Consider the following 18467-nt stretch of genomic DNA (forward strand, 5'->3'; position numbering starts at 1 on the left):
CTGGAGCCAGGGCGCAAGGAGGCCCACCCAAATGCAAAAAACAAAGACGCCGATGAAGCCCGACACCGAACGTTCGGCGCTGGATACGCCGACCGATCTCGAAAAACAGTCGACGATGAAGGTCGCCGCGGAGGTCAACAAGCTCGTCGCCGACGCCCTCGCGCTTTATATGAAGACCAAGAATTTCCACTGGCACATGAGCGGCCCGCATTTCCGCGACTACCATCTGCTGCTCGACGAGCAGGCGACGCAGATCTACGCCGCCGTCGACCCGCTTGCCGAGCGCGTGCGCAAGCTCGGTCAGCCGACCCTGCGCTCGATCGGGCAGGTGGCGCAGATGTCCCGCATCAAGGACAATGACGAGGAATTCGTTTCGCCTTACGACATGCTGTGCGAATTGCTCGACGACAACAAGGGCATGGCCGAGTCGCTGCGCAACGCCCATAAGGTCTGCGACGACAATGAAGACATCGCAACGGCGAGCCTTCTCGAAACTTTTCTTGACGAGACCGAAAAGCGAACCTGGTTCCTGTTCGAGGCGGCGCGCGGCGCCGGCCCCGGCGGCCACTGACACAAGGCGGCCGTTCGAACGCTAGCGCGTCGGAACGGGCGTGCCGCTGCGATAATCGTAGAAGCCGCGCTGCGTCTTTTTGCCGAGCCAGCCCGCTTCGACATATTTCACGAGCAGAGGGCAGGGGCGGTATTTCGAATCCGCCAGGCCCTCATGCAGCACCTGCATGACCGAAAGACAGGTGTCCAGGCCGATGAAATCGGCGAGTTGCAGCGGACCCATCGGGTGGTTGGCCCCGAGCTTCATCGCCGTGTCGATGGCGTCGACCGAGCCCACGCCTTCGTAGAGCGTGTAGATCGCCTCATTGATCATCGGCAGCAGAATGCGGTTGACGATGAAGGCGGGGAAGTCCTCAGAAACGCTGATCGTCTTGCCAAGCTTGACGACGAACGCCTTCGTCTCCTCGAAAGTGACGTCATCGGTCGCAATGCCGCGAATGAGTTCGACAAGCTGCATGCGCGGCACCGGATTCATGAAATGAATGCCGATGAAGCGCTCCGGCCGACCGGTGACGGCGGCAAGGCGCGTGATCGAAATCGATGACGTATTGGAGCTGATGATCGCGCCGGGCTTCACGAACTGCGCGAGCTCGGTCAGAATCTTTCGCTTGAGGTCTTCGACCTCGGTCGCCGCCTCGATTAAGAGGTCGGCGTCGGCGAAGTCGGCCATTTTTGGCGCGCCGGATATACGCTCGAGCGCCGGTTCGACCGCCGCGGCGTCGATCTGGCCGCGCTCCACGGCGCGTCGCATCTGCGCGGCGACATCGGCGATGCCGGCGTCGATGCGTTCCTGCGAAATGTCGTTCAGGGCGACGTCATAGCCGGCAAGCGCGCAGACATGGGCGATCCCCTTGCCCATCTGGCCCGCGCCGATGACGCCGATCTTGCGAATTTCGAAGCCCATTTTTTACCACCGTCAGCCAAGCTCGCGCCGGATAGCAAGCGGCGCGCCCGCGCTGAGTGCGTGCCGCAGTGCAATATAACTTGCGTTCCTTCGCAAAGAAAACAAAGAAAAAGCTCTGGGCGCCGACGCGCCGGACCATGCGGACCGAAGCGACGGCGGTTTTTGTGGTCAGCGGCCGATCTTCACCAGTTCGGCTTCAAGCTCGGGCAGCGCCGTGAAGAGGTCGGCGACCAGGCCATAGTCGGCGACCTGGAAAATGGGCGCCTCCTCATCCTTGTTGATCGCCACGATCACCTTCGAATCCTTCATGCCGGCGAGATGCTGGATCGCCCCCGAAATCCCGGCGGCGATGTAGAGATCGGGCGCCACGGCCTTTCCGGTCTGGCCGACCTGCAAGTCGTTTGGCGCATAGCCGGCGTCGACGGCGGCGCGAGACGCCCCGATCGCGGCATTAAGCCGCGTCGCGACCGGATCCAGCACCTTCTGGAAATTCTCCGCCGACCCGAGCGCGCGCCCGCCGGAAAGAATGATCCGCGCTGAGGTGAGTTCGGGGCGCTCCGACTTCGCCAGCTCTTCGCTCTTGAAGGCGGAAACGCCGGGATCGGCGGGCGCCGAAATCGCCTCGATGGGCGCCGAGCCGCCTTCGGGGGCCGCCGCGAATGCGGTGGTGCGCACGGTGATCACTTTCTTTGCGTCCTTCGCGCGCACGGTCTGGATCGCATTGCCGGCGTAGATCGGCCGCTCAAATGTGTCGGCCGAAACGACCTTGATGATGTCCGAGACCTGCATCACGTCGAGCAGCGCCGCTACGCGCGGCAGCACGTTCTTCGTCGCCGAGGTCGACGGCGCGATGATGACGTCATAAGCGCCGGCGAGCGAGACGATCAGCGCGGCGACAGTCTCGGCCAGAACATGGTCGAGCGACGCGTCTTCGGCGACGAGGACCTTCTCGACCCCGGCGAGCTTGGCCGCCTGCTCGGCCGCGCCCTTGAGGCCGGGCCCGACGATGAGGACATGAATGGGACCGCCGATCTCCTTCGCCGCGGTGAGCGCCTTGGCGGTCGCCGGGGCGATCGCGTCGCCGGCGGTTTCGGCAAGAAGCAGAATCGTCATCTTTAAAGCACTCCCGCTTCCTTGAGCTTGCCAACGAGCTCGACGACCGAGCCGACCTTGACGCCCGCCTTGCGTTTCGCAGGCTCAGTGGTTTTCAACACGTCAAGGCGCGGCGAAATGTCGACGCCATAATCGGCCGGCGACTTCACGGCGACTTCTTTCTTCTTGGCCTTGATGATGTTGGGCAACGAGGCGTAGCGCGGCTCGTTGAGGCGCAAATCCGTGGTGACGACGGCCGGCAGCTTCAGGCTGACGGTCTGCAGCCCGCCGTCGATCTCGCGCGTCACGTCGACGGAGCCGTCCGCCATCTCGACTTTCGAGGCGAAGGCGCCCTGACCCCAGCCGAGCAACGCCGCGAGCATCTGGCCCGTCTGATTGCAATCGTCGTCGATCGCCTGCTTGCCCATGATGACGAGCTGCGGCTGTTCCTCGGCGACGATCTTGGCCAGGATTTTGGCGACGGCGAGCGGCTCGACGGTCTCGTCGGTTTTGACCAGAATGCCCCGGTCGGCGCCCATGGCGAGACCGGTGCGCAAGGTCTCGTCGGCCTTGGCCGGTCCGATCGTGACCACCACGACTTCCGTCGCCTTGCCGGCCTCCTTGAGCCGCAGCGCCTCTTCGACGGCGATCTCGTCGAAGGGGTTCATCGACATTTTCACATTGGCGAGATCGACGCCCGAACCGTCCGCCTTGACCCTGATCTTGACGTTGTAATCGACGACCCGTTTGACGGGCACGAGAATCTTCATCGCGCGACCCCTTGGTCCTTCTGACCCTTTGGCGAGACGGTGTCGGAACGCCGCTTGCGCGCGCTCCATTCTGGCTAAAGCCGTCGCGCGGTCTGGTAGCGGGGGCGCGCGCGCAAGTCAAACCGCCCAAGTCAAACAAAGCGATCGCGCCGAACTGATCGATCAGGGGGCGTCGTCGCCGGCGTCCTGCGCGCGCGGCGTGGGGGCGAGCGCGCCGCTCCTGTCGAAAAGCCGGTGCCGGCGGCGCTTGAAGATCGGCGTCAGCACCAGACCCGCGGCGATGCCGCCGACATGCGCCATCCAGGCGACGGCGCCGCCCTCGCCCATGGAGGCGTTGATCAGCTGCATCACAATCCAGGCGCCGACGAATAGCCAGCCGGAGGCGACAAAAGAGAACAGCGGCGCCCGCAGCCCCAGGATCGACCTCGGCCGCGCCCCGGAGAGCCAGGCGCCGAGATAAATCGGCGCGAGCGCCAGCGAGAGGGGCGGAAAAATTCCCGCGACCGTGGCGCGTGGATGGAGCAGCAGAAAGGCCGCGCAGACGCCGGAGATCGCGCCCGACGCGCCGACGAGCGGCAAGATCGAATGCGGCGTGGCGTAGATGTAGAACACGCCGGAGGCGACGCCGCAGGAAAGATAAAACAGTAGATAGTGGAGCGACCCCATGGCGTCTTCGACATTGTCGCCGAAGACGTAGAGGAACAGCATATTCGAGCCGAGGTGCACCCAAGACGAGTGAAAGAACAGCGCGGTGACGAGCGTCAGCGCAGCCGGCGGCCCGACGATCCAGTCGGCGAGCTGGGCCTCGCCGAAGAGCACGCGCGGGATGATCGCGAAGCCGCGGACGACGGTCAGGGGGTCGCCGAAAATCTCGCTCTGCACGACGAGGAAGACGATGACGTTGAGCGCGATCAGCGTCCAATTCACGATCGGCCGCCGCAAATAGCGCAACGGCGCATCGTCATAGATCGGCATCACCATGGGCGCGCTCCTTTCGACCGCTAGCCTAACATAGGGCGACGCCGACTGGCCGCGTCACGACCGGGCAAGTCGCCGATTGAGCCACGTCGTCGCGAGAACGCCCAGCCCGGCGATGTCGAAGGCGACGGTCAGCAGTCCGTAGACGACCGCGCCGGCCAGGATCTGCGCAATCAGCGTGGAAATGCCCGGACTCATCTCGCGTAAAGGCGTGAGCGCGAGCGACATCGCGCCCGTCGCCACAAGCGCCGCGAACATGTCCCAGAACGACGGCCAGATCGGCTGCGTGCGCAGCGCGAAATAGACCGTCGCCACAAGCGCCGCGATATAGGCGCCGGCTTGCGCGATCGCGAGATTGGACGCGTCCTCGCCCCAGGGCAGAAAAAGCAGCAGCGCAAGGCCGAAGGCGACCGCCGCAAGCGCCGCGACCATCAATGGCGCCGTCTTCTTCTCAATCTGAAAGACGGGATTCACGCCGAACAGAATGACGCCCATCGCGAAAAGTCCCGGAAGCAGCAGGCCGAGGTAATGACCGAAGGGACCGCGATATTGCGCCGGCACGATCAGCGCTTCGATCGACGGCATGACGAACCACAGGCCGGCGCACGCCGGCAGTAAAAAGGCGACGACGATGCCCATGTTGCGCGCGACCTGCTCCTTGGCGCGGTCGACGCCATGGAGTTCATGCGCCGCGACGGCGATCTGAAACAAGAGCACGTCGAGCGCCGAACCGAGCGCCTGCACCGCGCGCACGCCAAGATCATACGCCAGCGCGAACTGCCCGGTTTCGGCGAAACCGAAGACGCTGGCCACGATGGAGCGCGCCGCGAGCGGCATCGCCTGGTAGAGAAGATGCGCGGTGACGATCGGCGCGCTATAGGCCGCAAGCGCACGCGCATTCTGACTCGAGGCGGCGCGAATATCGGCGCCGGGATCGAGCAGCGCGCGACGCCCGAGAACGACCGTGCCGAACAGGCTCGCGACGCCGCCGGCGAGCGCCACCGCCGCCGAGTGAAAAATAAAGGCGCCGCCGCCAATCAGGACAAGCGACAGCGCGTTCTTAGCGAGCATGAGGCGCACATAGGCGTGGTCATGAAAACGTGCGCGCACAAGCGCGGTGCAATAGTCGAAAAGCCCGTTGGCCACCGACGTCAGCAGCGCAAGCAGGATGAGATTGGTTTCGAAGTCGAGCGGCGGCCCGGCAAGCGCATAAAGGCCTGTGGCCAATGCAAGGAAGAGCGTGACGCCGATGAAGGCCGCGTCGAGCGTCGAGCGCACCACCGGCTCTTTGTCGCGCGTGCGCTTTGAGTAAAAGCGCGTCGCGGAAAGACGCAACCAGTCGTAGAGCGCCGTCTGCACGACGACCGCGATGGAGAAGGCGAGCGCAAAGCGGCCATATTCCTCGGGGCCGAGAAATTTCGCCACCGTGAGGCCGATGACGAAATTGACGATCGTATTGGCGAGAAATGCCAGAAGGACGTTCACTTACGAGCCTGCCCCGCTCCAGCGGCCGAGCGCGACAAGCTCGCGCAACGCCTGCGCGTCGCGCGGCGTCACGTCGGGATAATCAGGATCCGCCGTCGCGGGATCGAAATATTTCCACGAGCGGGCGCATTTGACGCCGGCCGCGCGTTGCGAAACGACGCCGACGCCCGGCGCTTCCGGCAGGCGGAAGGCCTCGATCGGCGCTTCTCCCGGCAAGACGCGGATATCCGAGGCGATGCAGATTTCGGCGAAGTCGACGCCGTCGAGCCCGGCGCGCAACGACTCATCTTCTACATAAACGGTCGGCGCCGCTTCCAGCGAAGAGCCGATGCGTTTTTGCGCGCGCTCGATTTCAAGCGCGCCGGTGACGACCGAGCGGATCTTGCGAATCTTCTCCCATTTGGCGGCAAGCGCGTCGTCGCGCCACGCCTCGGGAATGGTGGGAAAATGCTCGAGATGCACGGATTGCGCGTTCGGAAAGCGCGAAAGCCACGCCTCCTCCGCGGTGAAGACGAGAATCGGCGCGAGCCAGGTCGTGACGCTGCGGAAGATGCGATCGATGGTCGCGAGCGCCGCCTTGCGTTTGACGCTCGAGGGCGGATCGCAATAGAGCGCGTCCTTGCGCACGTCGAAATAGAAAGCCGACAGCTCGCTCGTCATGAAATGGGTGAGCAGCGCGACGACGCGCTTGTAGTCATAGGCCGCATAGGACGCGCGGATCGACTCGTCGAGCTGATGCAGACGATGCAGCATGAGACGTTCAAGCTCTCCCGCCTCGCGCATCGCCGCATCGTCATTTGGCTGATAATGCGCCAGCGCGCCGATCATCCATCGCGTTGTGTTGCGCAGCTTGCGATAAAGCTCGACGAAAGTCTTGAGGATTTCGGGGCCAACGCGCAGATCGTCGGCGTAATCGGACGCGGCGACCCAGAGGCGCATGATGTCGGCGCCGGAATCGGCGATAATTTTTTGCGGCGCGACGACATTGCCCAGCGACTTCGACATTTTGCGGCCCCGCTCGTCGAGCACGAAGCCATGCGTCAGCACGGAGTCGTAAGGCGCGCGGCCGCGCGTGCCGCAGCTTTCGAGAAGCGAGGAATGAAACCAGCCGCGATGCTGATCGGAGCCTTCAAGATACATGATCTCGTCTTCGCCGCCGTCGCGCTTGCGACGAATGCCCGCGAGCATCGGAAAATGCTGCGGATCTTCGAGCGTGAAGGCGTGGGTCGAGCCTGAATCGAACCAGACGTCGAGAACGTCGGAGATTTTCTCGTAATCCTCCGCCTTGTAATCGGGCGAAAGAAAACGCTCGGCGGCCTTCGCTTCATACCAGGCGTCGGCGCCTTCCTTCTCAAAGGCCTCGATGATGCGGGCGTTGACGCGCGCGTCGACAAGCGGCTCATGCGTGCCCTTCTTGACGAAGACGGCGATCGGCACGCCCCAGGCGCGCTGGCGCGACACGACCCAATCGGGACGATTGGCGATCATGCCGCGAATGCGGTTTTCTCCGGCCGACGGCGTCCATTGCGTGCGGGCAATTTCCTCAAGCGCGATCTCGCGCAGCGTCGACGCGTTAGGGCGCGCACTTTCAATGCTCGCGCTATCCCTCCCCTCGACGGGGAGGGTCGCATCGCGAAGCGATGCGGGGTGGGGTGTGTCGTCTTGATCCCCCACCCGGCCGCCTTCGGCGGCCGACCTCCCCGCAAGGGGGAGGTAGGGCGCCGCGCCAAACGGCCGATCCATCGCGATGAACCCAGACGCGATGGATTTATCCATCGCGATGAACCATTGCGGCGTGTTGCGGAAAATTACCGGCTTCTTCGAGCGCCATGAATGCGGATATTGATGCTTGAGCTTTCCGCGCGCGACGAGATTGCCGGCCTGAACGAGGGCGGCGATGACCGCCTCATTGGCGTCGCCCTTCTCGCCCTTGTCGGTGATGACGCGCTTGCCTTCAAAGCCCGGCGCGTCCTTCGTGTAGAAACCGTCCTCGTCGACCGTATAGGGAATGCGCGTCTCGACGCCGCGCGATTGCAGTTCGCGCGCGTTCGCCATCCAGATGTCGAAGTCCTCGCGGCCGTGGCCCGGCGCGGTATGCACGAAGCCCGTGCCCGTGTCGTCGGTGACATGTTCGCCGTCAAAGAGCGGCACGTCGAAATCATAGCCAAGATGCGCAAGCGGATGCGCGCAAACGAGTTCTAGAAGCTCATCAGTACTGACATCGCGAACGCGAGTGGATTTGCCCTTAGCTTTCGCGAATACGTCATCAGCGAGATTATCAGCCAGGATATATGCGTCGCCCTCCCGAGCGTTGCTGAATTCTGTTATTTCATCAAGGCGATACAATCCGTATGAAATCTTGCTCGAAAACGAAATCGCGCGGTTTCCAGGCAGCGTCCACGGTGTTGTGGTCCAAATGACGACTCGGACATTTTCGTAGCTCGGAAAATTTCCGGAAGAGACCTTGTCGAGTTCTCTAAGCGGCCGTAGCGGTGCTAATTCCCCGATCGCCCGAAATCCGCTGCGATGAGACGCGCCTTTGATCGGAAACGCCACCCAGACCTGGTCGCTCGTATAATCCTCATATTCGACTTCGGCTTCGGCGAGCGCGGTCTTTTCGACGACGCTCCACATCACCGGCTTCGAGCCGCGATAGAGCAGGCCGCTGGCGGCGAATTTCATGATCTCGCGCGCGATCGTCGCTTCCGCCGGAAAAGCCATCGTCGAATAGGGATGGCCCCAATCGCCGGCGACCCCTAAGCGCTTGAACTCCTCGCGCTGAACGCCGAGCCAATGTTCCGCATAGGCGCGGCATTCGCGCCGGAAGGCGATCATGGCGCCTGGATCGGTGAAATCGGGCTTCTGCTTGCCTTTGGCGCGGTAATTCTCCTCCTCGATCTTCCATTCGATGGGCAGACCGTGGCAATCCCAGCCCGGCACATAGACGCAGTCCTTGCCAGTCATGCGCTGACTGCGCGTCACGAGATCCTTGAGGATCTTATTGAGCGCGTGGCCGATATGGATATTGCCGTTGGCGTAAGGCGGGCCGTCGTGGAGCGTGAATTTCGGACGGCCTTCGCCCGATTCGCGCATTTTTTGCTCCAGGCCGATGGTCTCCCAGCGCTTGAGGATTTCCGGCTCGCGCTCCGGCAGGCCGGCGCGCATCGGAAAATCCGTGACCGGCAGATAGAGGCTTTTGGAATAGTCAGGCCCTTTTGGGCTGTCGTCGTTCATTGTCGTGAAAACCGGCTGGGGCGGGACGCAGGCGCCATAAGCGCCGCTATTGCGCGCTGATTAGAGGATTTGTGGAAAGAGCGCCAATCGCGCCGCGCCCGGACCCTGCGCGAGCCTTTAGCTCAGGAGCGCGCTGCGAAAAAAATGCAGCGTGATCTCGCGCAGGCCGGGCCGGTAATTCGAATGGCGGTCAGGAAAAGCATCTGGTCCTCAGTAGCAGCGCAGACCCAACGGGAAAAGAGGCCAGGTCCTAACGCGGCCGCCTCAGCCCAAGCATTCCGGCGAGATACGCGAAGCCTCCCGCCACGACGGCGACAAACAGCAACACCAGAAACGCGCCCGACAGCAGCGTGAACCCGATGAAGAGCAACAACAGCAGCACGGCGGTGACGATCAGGCTCTGCCACGGCGAGAGCTTGACCACCTTGATCCGGCCGGCGCCTCTCCCGACCCAGATCCGGGAGGCGTCCGTCTCCTCGCCCGGCAAGATGATTTCGACGCGTCCCTTGGGTTCTTCGTCCATACGTTTTCCTCCTGTCGAGGATGATGTCCCCAAGCTAGATCGCGCGCAACTTATGGCAACAGATCATTCGCTCGGCTCAAAGCGCCGCTTTCGGCCAATAGTCTTCGCGCCTCTTCGACGTCGACGCGCATTCTTTCGACGAGCGCCTCGACGCTGTCGAATTTCGCTTCACCGCGTATGAAGCCGTAGAAGGCGACTTCCACCTCCTTGCCGTAGAGGTCGCCATCGAAATCGAAGAGGAAGACTTCAAGCAGCGGCGCGCCATTGTCAAAGGTCGGCCGGCGTCCGAAACTGGCGACGCCCTCATAAATCTTCCCCTCGAATTCGACCGTCACGGCGTAGATCCCGTGCTTGAGCCGATTGGCGGGATCGAGCGCGATATTGGCGGTGGGAAAGCCGAGCGCGCGCCCGCGCTTCTCGCCGTGGCGCACGACGCCGCGAATGAAATAAGGGTGGCCGAGGAGCCGTCGCGCCAGCGCCGCGTCGCCGCGTTCCAGCGCTTCCCGCGTCGCTGTCGAGGAGACGGCTTCTAAGCTGCCTTCTTCGTCCTGGGTGATGCGATCGACGATCTCCACGATCATCCCGAGCCGTTCGCCTTCGGCGCGCAAAAACTCCGGTCCGCCTTCGCGGCCGGCGCCGAAACGAAAATCATAGCCCGCGACGACGGCCGAAAGCTGCAGGCGCTTGTGCAAGATCTCTTGCGTGAAGATGCGGGCGGAGCTTTTCGCGAAGTCCTTGTCGAAGGTGAGCACGATCATTCCGTCGAGCCCCAGCCGAGCGGCCTGCGCCGCCTTTGCATCGGGCGGCGTGAGCCGAAAAATCACCGTCTGTCCCGCAAAAAAATCCGCCGGATGGGGCTCGAAGGTCAGCAGAATGCAAGGACGCGAGAGTTTCGCGGCGAGCGCCTGCGCGCGTGCGATGACGCCGCGATGGCCTCTGTGCAGCCCGTCGAAATTGCCCACCGCCGCGACCGCGCCTTCCAATCCAGGCGGCGGCGCTTGAGGGTCGCGCGCGACGATGAAGGAGGCGGACACGGCCCGGCCGGAGGCGTTAAGCCGAGGCCGGCTTCGCCTCTGCTGGCGCTGGCGCCGCGACGCGCATCACCTGCTCGCGGCTCGGCACCATAACGAAGGCCTCGCCGTCGAGCACGACTTTGCCGTCGACGAGACATTCGCATTTGAGCTTGGCGCGCCGGCCTTTTTCGATCAGCTCCACCACCTCGACGATGACGGTGATCACGTCGCCGATCTTCACCGGCGCGCGGAAATTCAGCGTCTGCGACAGATAGACGGCGCCGGGGCCCGGCAGATACATGCCGATGACCGTCGAAATGAGCGACGCCGTATAAAGACCGTGCACGATTCGCTCGCCAAAGCGCGTCTTCGAGGCGAAGTGATCTGAAAGATGAATCGGATTGCGGTCGCCGGAAAGATCCGCGAAGGCGATGACGTCGTCGTCCATCACCGCCTTCATCAGCGTCTCGCGCATGCCGACGCTCAGATCTTCGAAATAGTAGATTTTGAACGGCGTCGACATGGAAGCCACCGGAAAGTTGCGCGCGGATCGTGACCGCAGATGAGGCCTGTGCAGCCCCCTTTTACCAGAAAAGCTCGCGAGCCAAAGCCTTGGGACGAGCGCCGGCGCGCACGAAGAGCGATTCGAGCGCCGCTTCGTCAAGCGCGCCGCCGCCGGGATGCAGCTCGGCGCGATGCACGCCATGGATGATGAAGAGGCAGTCGAGCCCGGCGCGGCCCGCGCCGGCAAGGTCGGTGAAGGCGCCGTCGCCGATCGCCAGCGTGCGCGCCTTGTCGAGTTCGCCCCCGCGCAAATTCTTGAGCCGCTCCAAGGCGGCGGCGTAGATCGGGGCGTGGGGCTTGCCGAAGGTCAGAACGCGGCCGCCGATCGCCGCATAGCGATCGGCGATGGCGCCGGCGCAGTAGACGAGATCATTGCCGATGGCGACGACAACATCGGGATTGGCGCACAGCATCGTCAGGTCGCGCGCTTTCAGCGCCGCGAGCTCTTCGTCGTAATCCGAGGGGGTTTCGTTGCGGTCGTCAAAGAGGCCGGTGCAGACGATGTAATCGGCGGCTTCCGGCCCGACGCGCATGATCGGCGCGCCGAGACGCCGCGCGGCCGCCCGGAACAGACCGTCGTCGCGCGAGGGACCCAGGTGGTAGACCGCCTGTCCGTCCCGCGCGACGATTTCGCGCAGCGCCAGCTCCCCCGCGGAGAGGAGATCGTCGAAACAATCCTGCGGCACGCCAAGGCCGAGGAGCTGGCGGCGCACTTCTTCGTCGGGACGCGAGGCGTTGGTGATCAGCACGACGGTTCCGCCTTGCGCGCGAAAGCGCCGCAGCGCCTCGGCGGCTTCCGGGAAATGCCGCCGGCCGTCGATCAGCACGCCCCAGCCATCGCACAGAATCGCGTCATACCCGTTCGCGATGTCGCGCAGACCGGCGATGAAGGGAATGCGGCTGCGGTCTGGCGCGGGCCCTGCCGTCAAAAGCGCGCCTCGGCGAATGCGGCGGCGTAGGCTCCATCGCAGACGGGATTGAAGAGCCCGGTCGATTCGTCGAGCAAGAACAATCGCCCGTCCATGATTCGAAACAGCGCGCCGTGCAGCCGCAGATGCCGGTGATGTTCGAGCACCTGGATCATGGGAAAGGAGCGCAAGTTACGCAGCGTCTGCTTCACCGACTCGAACTCCAGGCGCTCGACATAGGCGGCGTCCTTGGGATTAGGCCGAATGCCCAGGCGATCAGCCGCCGGGCCAAGCATTTTGATCCAGTCGCCGATGAAGTCGCTGTGGCTCAGCCGCGGGGCGTCGGGATCGGCGGCGATCTCCGCATAGGCGCGCACGCCGCCGCATTGCCCATGGCCAAGCACCACGAGGTCCGTAACCTTTAGCGCCATGACGGCGTATTCGAGCGCCGCGGACGCGCCGTGATAATGATCGTCAGGCTCGTAAGGCGGCACCAGCGCCGCGACGTTGCGCAAGACGAAAAGCTCGCCGGGGCCAGCGTTGAAGATGGTCTCAGGCGCGACGCGCGAATCGCAGCAGCTGATGATCATCGTTTTGGGGGTCTGGCCCCTGACCGCCAATTCTTCGAATCGGTCGTGATCGGCCAGGAAACGCCCGCTGATGAAGGACTCATAGCCCGTTATGAGGGTTTCCGGCAGACCGGCCGCGCCGTATGACTGCTCGTGATCCGCCATTTAACGTTCCCTTCGCGCCACTTGACCAGATCCGCTTTGGCGCAGTCGCCTTGGTCCAGTTCGCCTTTGGCCGCGCGGATGGCGGACCCCGCGGTTATTGTGTAGATCACGCGGCGGGGTCAAGAGCAGGCCGAATCCTTTCGATACCGGAGTTTCGAATGATTTCCCGACTAAAGCGCAGCGTGCTGGCGATGCCGGGCTCGAACGCCCGAGCGCTGGAGAAGGGCAAGACGCTCGCCGCCGACGTCCTGATGTTCGAACTTGAAGACGGGGTCGCGGAATCCGCCAAGGCGACGGCGCGCGCACAGGTTGCGGCGGCGGTGGCCGACGGCGGCTATGGCGCGCGGCAACTCGTCGTGCGCGTCAACGCCCGCGGCTCCGAATGGTATAAGCCCGACATCGCCGCCATCGCGCCGCTCGGCCCAGACGGAATCGTCATTCCCAAGGTCAATTCACGCGACGAAATTTTGAAGGCGGCCGCCGATCTCGTGGCCGCCGGCGCGCCGTATAAGACGCGCCTCTGGGCGATGATCGAGACGCCGCGCGCCGTCTTTGACATCGAAAAAATCGCCAGCGCCGCAGACGATCGGGCTTCGCGACTCGAGGTCCTGGTGCTTGGCCCCAACGACATCGCCAAATCGACGCGTGCGCGGCTCACGCCCGGACGGCCGGCGCTTTTGTCCTGGCTTTCGGCCGGCGTGCTTGCGGCGCGGGTCCACAACATCGAGATCATCGACGGGATCTACAACGACTTCAACGATCTCGACGGCCTGCGGCGCGAGGCGGCGCAGGGGCGCGACTTCGGCTTCGACGGCAAAATGCTCATTCATCCAGGTCAGATCGGTCCGGTGAATGAAATTTTCGCGCCGAGCGCCGATGAGGTCGATTTCGCCCGCCGGATCATCGCCGTGTTCGACGAGCCGGAAAACGCCGACAAGGGCGTCGTGCAGATCGACGGGAAGATGGTCGAACGTCTGCATCTCGACATTGCGCGCCGCACGTTGCAGCTTGTCGAGGCGTCAGGCTGACGGCCGCCTGTTTTGCGGGCGCCCAACGCATCAACTATAAGGATGCGGGACAGCAAGGATTAGCCAATGGTCTTGCCGAACGACGAAGAACCGAAGCGCGTCGAATCTTCGGAAGCGCCCATCGATTATACAGAATCGCCGTCTGAACCGCCGCCTCCGCCGCCGGTCAGACGCAAGCGGCGCTCCTTCTTCAGCCTGCTGGCGTCGACGCTGCTGCTGCTCGCGGTCGTCGCGGGCGCGGCGCTTTATGCGGCGATCGCGTTCAAGGACCGAGACGAGCGCCTAAAGGTCGTCGCCGACTATGCCGAGCCTTATGTGGATCAGGCGAGCGGCGCCTTAGGCGTGTTGAAGGACCGCGCCGCTTCGCTCATCGGCGAGACCGAACCGGCGCAGACGACGACGCCCGAGACGCCGGCGGAAGGACAGTCAGCCACGAGCAGCGCGGAAGCGCCCCAGCCCTCCACCGCGGCCCCGCCTACCACGCCGCAGTCCGCCACCGCGCCCATGAAATCCCCCGAACCGGCGGTCGAACCGACGCCGCTGGCGCCGCCCACGTCGGCGCCTAACGCCACAATGGAAGCACAGAAGGCGGCCATCGAATCGCAAAAAGCGGCGATCGCGGCGTTGCAGGGCCGCGTCGATTCGGCCGAAGACCTGGCGCAACGCGCTTTGCGCGCCGCCGAAGCGGCCGAGGCGGCCGCCAACGCCGCGAAGAGCGCCGCCGATGCGGCGGCGAAGGCGAGCCCGGCCCCCCTCGCTCCGGTCGCTCCCGTTGAACAGGGCGAGCCCGGGGCGCTAACCGCCAGCGAGCAGATGACGGCGCTTGAAGGCCGCATCGACGAACTCGGGAATGAGACCAAGGCGCTGCGCGAGCGCTTCGAGTCTTCGAAGGGCGAGACGCGCGCGGCGCCAGAAACCACGGCGGCCACGGCGGCGAAGACTCCCGACGGCCCCGCGGCGATCGTGGTCGTCGCCTTTGCGCTGCAGCGCGAGTTGGAGGCCGGCCGGCCCTATGCGCTCGAGACGAAGGCGCTGACGCGGCTCGGGGCCGATCCCACCGCGCTGGCGGCCCTCTCGCCATTGGCCGAAAAGGGCGCGCCGACCGCCGCGCAATTGAAGACGGACTTCGCGCCAGCCGCCAAGCGCATTCGCGCGCTCGAGACTGGCGCTTCCGGCGATCTTGCAGAGCATCTGATGAAGGGCGCCAGCAAACTCGTGCGCGTTCGACCCTCGGGTCAGGCGCCGGCGACCGAGGCTCAGACGGTGGAAGAAAAAGTCGCTCACATCGAAGCGGCGCTCACCCATGGCGACCTCGCTCAGGCGAGCGCCGTTTTCGCGGCGCTCCCCGAAGCGGCCCAGAACGAAGCCAAAGATTTCGGCGCGACCTTGCGCGCCCGCGTCGACGCAGGACGGGCGGCCGACGATCTGCTGCATGGCGCGATCGCCGCGCTTGGCGCAACGAAGGAATAAGCGGGATCCATCGCCATGCTGTTTCTGTTTTTCTTCATCATCGCGCTTGCCGCGGTCGCCTATGGCCTCGAATTGCTGATCGAACAGCCCGGTTCGCTGACGCTGGATTTCGCCGGGTACCAGTTCGAAGCGTCGATACCGGTGGCGGTTGCAGGTCTGCTGCTGGTCATCGCCGCGACGATCGTCCTCTGGGCGATCGCCATGGCGGTGCTGCGGGCGCCTAGCCGTTGGAGCGGCGGCTCCCGAATGAAGCGCCGCGATAAGGGATTCGATGCGCTTTCGCAGGGATTGATCGCCGTCGGCTCAGGCGACGCCGCCCGCGCCCGCAAGGCCGCGCACGTCGCCGAACGGCTGCTGCCAAGCGAGCCGCTCACACAAGTGCTGAAGGCCCAGGCGGCGCAGCTCGCCGGCGATCGGCGGGTCGCGGAAGAGACCTTCCACAAGATGACGTTGAAGCCGGAGACAAAGCTGCTCGGGCTCCGCGGGCTGCACATCGAGGCGCGGCGCCGCGAGGATACGGACGCGGCGCATCATTTCGCCAAGGAGGCGCATGACATCGCGCCAGTGCCCTGGGCGGGCGCCGCGATGCTTGAGCACCTCGCCGCGCAAGGCGACTGGCAGAAGGCGCGCGAGGCGATCGAGGCGAGCCTCACCGCCAAGGCGATCGACGCGCCGACGGCGCAGAACCTTCGCGCCGTGATCGAAACCGCCATGGCGATGGAGAAGGAGCGCGACCATCCCCATGACGCGCTCCATCTCGCACGCCAGGCGTTGAAGCGCCGGCCGGGCTTCGCGCCGGCCGCCGTCGCCGCGGCGCGCGTGCTTGCCCGCCATGGCGACCAGAAGCAGTCGCTGAAGCTGATCGAAACGGTCTGGGCGACGAAACCGCATCCGGACCTCGCCGCCGCCTATCTCGAGGCGCTGTCGGGCGAGTCGAATACGACGAAGCTCGCGCGGGTGGAGAGGCTCGCCCGCGCCGCCCCCAATGCGCCGGAGAGCCGGCATATCGTCGCGGAGGTCGCACTGTCGGCGCGCGATTTCGCCAAGGCCCGCGACGCGCTCGCGCCGCTCATCGCCGCCGGCCGTCATCCGACGGCGCACACCTGTCTGATGATGGCGGAGATCGAAGACGGAGAGCACGGACCGTCAGGTCCGGTGCGCGAATGGCTCGCCCGCGGCTCGCGCGCCCCGCGCGATCCAGTCTGGATCGCCGACGGCGTCGTCTCCAAGAACTGGCTGCCGATGTCGCCGGTCACCGGCCGGCTCGACGCCTTCGAATGGAAGCCGCCGCCGGACTCCGCGCAACATCTGACCGAAGAAGGCAAGCCCAACATTCCGGCCGCCTTTTTGACCCGTCCCGCCGAACCCGTGGCGCTGCCAGCGGCCGAGGTCTCGGGCGCGGCCGGGCAGCAGGCTTAGAGCGCTTCCCGATCACATGGAATCATGTGATCGATAAGGAATCGCTCAAAATCAAAGTATTGGAGCAGGTTCTCATCGAAAAAGTCTGTCAACTTTTTCGGAACCTGCCCTAGCGTATCCGATCCGCCCGTCGGATGCGCACATAGAGCGCGCCTTCGCCGCCGTGATGGCGCGCCGCTTCGCCAAAGCCGACGACGACGTCGCGCAGATTCGGCGCTTCGAGCCACATCGGCACGACGCGCCGCAGCACGCCGCCTTCGTCCCGCGTCAGCCCCTTGCCCGTCACGATGATCGCGATTCGCGCGCCATTCGCCTGACATCGGCGCAGGAAGGCCGTTAGCGAGCGCTGCGCCTCCGCCTGCCGCAGGCCGTGAAGGTCGAGCTTGGCGTCGACGTCAATCCGTCCGCGCTTGATCTTCACGAAGGTGCGCGGGTCGATGTCGATCGGCCGCGGCGCCGGCTTCGGCGCCGTTGGGCGGTCGCCGTCCACCGAAGGCTCCAAAGGCGCCAAGCGCACGGGGCCTTCGGTCGACGGCGTCGGCGACACGTGCTTTTTTGGACGCGCCCGCGCAGGTCGAACGTCAGCCGTCGCTATTGTCCAGAGCTCGGCCTCGGCCTGCGAGAGCCGGCGCGCATATCGGCGGGAATTCTCCTCGCTCACGGATCGTCCCCAACGTCCTTCGGCAGCAGCACAATCATTTCGGCGGCGTGCCGGATGTCGCCGGCCCGCCTCCCCGCCGCTTCGCCCGCGCCGAAAAAAAGATCGGCGCGCGCTGGACCAATTATGGCAGATCCGGTGTCCTGCGCGATCATCAGTCGACGAAATGGCGTTTCCGCCTCTCCTTGCCATGGAATTCGCGCGGCAATCCAGAAGGGCAGGCCGTAGCACCAGATCGAGCGGTCGACGGCGATCGACCGGAATGGCGTCAGCGGCGCGCCCTGCCCGCCGATCGGTCCGATCCTGCGCCGCTCAGACGCATCGATCTCGAAGAACACATAGGAACGGTTCTCCTGCAACAGCCGACGACCCGCTTCGCCGGGGCCGGCGCCGAGCCGCCGCAATGTCTCCTTCATCAGATCGAGCGACATCTCGGCTTTCGTGACCAGCCCGCGCTCAATCATCAGCCGGCCAATGGACGTATAGGGCCAGCCGTTGCGCCCCGCATAGGTCAGCGTCATGACGCCGCCGCCGGGAAGTCGCAGCCGCGCCGAACCCTGCACCTGGATGAGAAACAATTCGACGGGATCGCGAACATAGGCGAGAGGATGCGCGCTCGGCGCCGCGCTTTCCTCTTCGATCGCGCGGCGATCGGGATAGGGCGCGAGCGCGCCATCGGCCTGCAGGCGCGCGCTGGTCAGCGTCTCGCCGGTGGGCAGCGAGAGCGGCGAGTCGTTCAGAGTGATGAGATCGCGCGGACGCGACAGGACCGGGGTCGTGAAACCCGGCTCGGGCGACAATCTGGCGTCGACCTCCACCTCGTAATAGGCGGTCACGAAGCCCTTCGTCTTGATGGCGTGCGGGCGAAACCAATCCTGAAAAAAGCGGCCAGGATGGTCGAGGGCGCCGAGCGCCGCGCGCGCCGCGGCGATGAGCGAAGGGGGCGGCGCGACGGCGCCACGTTGCTCTTGCGCCTTGGCGTCGATGATCTCGGCGGAGCGTCGGAAGGCGTCGAATGCGGCGGCGAGATCGTCGGCCGCAAAGCCGTCGATCTCTTCAAATTCTATCTTTTGCAGCAGATCGGAGGCGGAAAACTGCGGCGCATTCCGCGACATGC

At 64.7% G+C, this 18467-nt stretch carries 17 protein-coding genes; 4 read left to right on the plus strand and 13 right to left on the minus strand.

The genetic code is table 11. The features are described 5' to 3' along the window. The first annotated feature begins 31 nt into the window (after positions 1-31). On the plus strand, positions 32-571 hold the full coding sequence (locus IYX23_RS16590) for a DNA starvation/stationary phase protection protein (protein WP_018406460.1): 540 nt from the start codon (positions 32-34) through the stop codon (positions 569-571). Positions 572-592: 21 nt separating this feature from the next. Here IYX23_RS16590 and IYX23_RS16595 read toward each other — a convergent pair whose 3' ends face one another. From IYX23_RS16595 to IYX23_RS16645, 11 genes are all read right to left on the minus strand, one after another. After that, positions 593-1474, minus strand: coding sequence for a 3-hydroxybutyryl-CoA dehydrogenase (locus tag IYX23_RS16595; protein ID WP_196394090.1), 882 nt, complete (start codon positions 1472-1474; stop codon positions 593-595). 168 nt (positions 1475-1642) lie between these two features. After that, the gene (locus tag IYX23_RS16600; RefSeq protein WP_196394091.1) at positions 1643-2587 is read right to left on the minus strand and encodes an FAD-binding protein; all 945 of its coding nucleotides are present in this window, start codon (positions 2585-2587) and stop codon (positions 1643-1645) included. 2 nt (positions 2588-2589) lie between these two features. Next, a complete protein-coding gene (locus IYX23_RS16605) occupies positions 2590-3336 on the minus strand; it encodes an electron transfer flavoprotein subunit beta/FixA family protein (protein ID WP_196394092.1) in 747 nt (248 codons plus the stop codon). A gap of 162 nt (positions 3337-3498) precedes the next feature. Then, positions 3499-4317 (minus strand): rhomboid family intramembrane serine protease, encoded by an 819-nt coding sequence (locus IYX23_RS16610; RefSeq protein WP_196394093.1) that lies wholly within the window; start codon positions 4315-4317, stop codon positions 3499-3501. Positions 4318-4371: 54 nt separating this feature from the next. Then, on the minus strand, positions 4372-5799 hold the full coding sequence (locus IYX23_RS16615; RefSeq protein WP_196394094.1) for a lipopolysaccharide biosynthesis protein: 1428 nt from the start codon (positions 5797-5799) through the stop codon (positions 4372-4374). Next, positions 5800-9033 carry an isoleucine--tRNA ligase gene (locus tag IYX23_RS16620; RefSeq protein ID WP_196394095.1) on the minus strand — a complete coding sequence of 1078 codons (3234 nt, stop codon included), beginning with the start codon at positions 9031-9033 and terminating at the stop codon, positions 5800-5802. Positions 9034-9283: 250 nt separating this feature from the next. Then, entirely contained in the window at positions 9284-9556 is a 273-nt protein-coding gene (locus IYX23_RS16625) for a hypothetical protein (RefSeq protein ID WP_196394096.1), read from the minus strand. A 50-nt stretch (positions 9557-9606) separates the two neighbouring features. Continuing rightward, positions 9607-10590, minus strand: coding sequence for a bifunctional riboflavin kinase/FAD synthetase (locus tag IYX23_RS16630; protein ID WP_196394097.1), 984 nt, complete (start codon positions 10588-10590; stop codon positions 9607-9609). Between the two features lie 16 nt (positions 10591-10606). Then, entirely contained in the window at positions 10607-11092 is a 486-nt protein-coding gene (locus IYX23_RS16635; RefSeq protein WP_018406450.1) for a MaoC family dehydratase, read from the minus strand. Between the two features lie 61 nt (positions 11093-11153). Further along, complete coding sequence (locus tag IYX23_RS16640) at positions 11154-12062, minus strand: TIGR01459 family HAD-type hydrolase (RefSeq protein ID WP_196394098.1); 909 nt, start codon at positions 12060-12062, stop codon at positions 11154-11156. After that, on the minus strand, positions 12059-12775 hold the full coding sequence (locus IYX23_RS16645; RefSeq protein WP_196394099.1) for a carbonic anhydrase: 717 nt from the start codon (positions 12773-12775) through the stop codon (positions 12059-12061). The genes IYX23_RS16640 and IYX23_RS16645 overlap by 4 nt, the downstream gene beginning before the upstream one ends. Positions 12776-12933: 158 nt before the next feature. Between IYX23_RS16645 and IYX23_RS16650 the strand changes: the two genes are divergently transcribed. The 3 genes from IYX23_RS16650 to IYX23_RS16660 all read left to right on the plus strand — a co-directional run bounded on the left by IYX23_RS16650 (position 12934) and on the right by IYX23_RS16660 (position 16692). Next, entirely contained in the window at positions 12934-13803 is an 870-nt protein-coding gene (locus IYX23_RS16650; RefSeq protein ID WP_196394100.1) for a CoA ester lyase, read from the plus strand. Positions 13804-13869: 66 nt separating this feature from the next. Beyond that, positions 13870-15273 carry a hypothetical protein gene (locus IYX23_RS16655; protein WP_196394101.1) on the plus strand — a complete coding sequence of 468 codons (1404 nt, stop codon included), beginning with the start codon at positions 13870-13872 and terminating at the stop codon, positions 15271-15273. A 15-nt stretch (positions 15274-15288) separates the two neighbouring features. After that, entirely contained in the window at positions 15289-16692 is a 1404-nt protein-coding gene (locus IYX23_RS16660) for a heme biosynthesis HemY N-terminal domain-containing protein (RefSeq protein ID WP_196394102.1), read from the plus strand. 109 nt (positions 16693-16801) lie between these two features. Here IYX23_RS16660 and IYX23_RS16665 read toward each other — a convergent pair whose 3' ends face one another. Further along, on the minus strand, positions 16802-17353 hold the full coding sequence (locus IYX23_RS16665) for a Smr/MutS family protein (protein WP_196394103.1): 552 nt from the start codon (positions 17351-17353) through the stop codon (positions 16802-16804). Next, on the minus strand, positions 17350-18465 hold the full coding sequence (locus IYX23_RS16670) for an MltA domain-containing protein (RefSeq protein ID WP_196394104.1): 1116 nt from the start codon (positions 18463-18465) through the stop codon (positions 17350-17352). The genes IYX23_RS16665 and IYX23_RS16670 overlap by 4 nt, the downstream gene beginning before the upstream one ends. Positions 18466-18467 lie beyond the last annotated feature (2 nt).

Origin of the sequence: Methylocystis sp. L43, assembly GCF_015709525.1 — a bacterium.
Lineage (GTDB): Bacteria > Pseudomonadota > Alphaproteobacteria > Rhizobiales > Beijerinckiaceae > Methylocystis.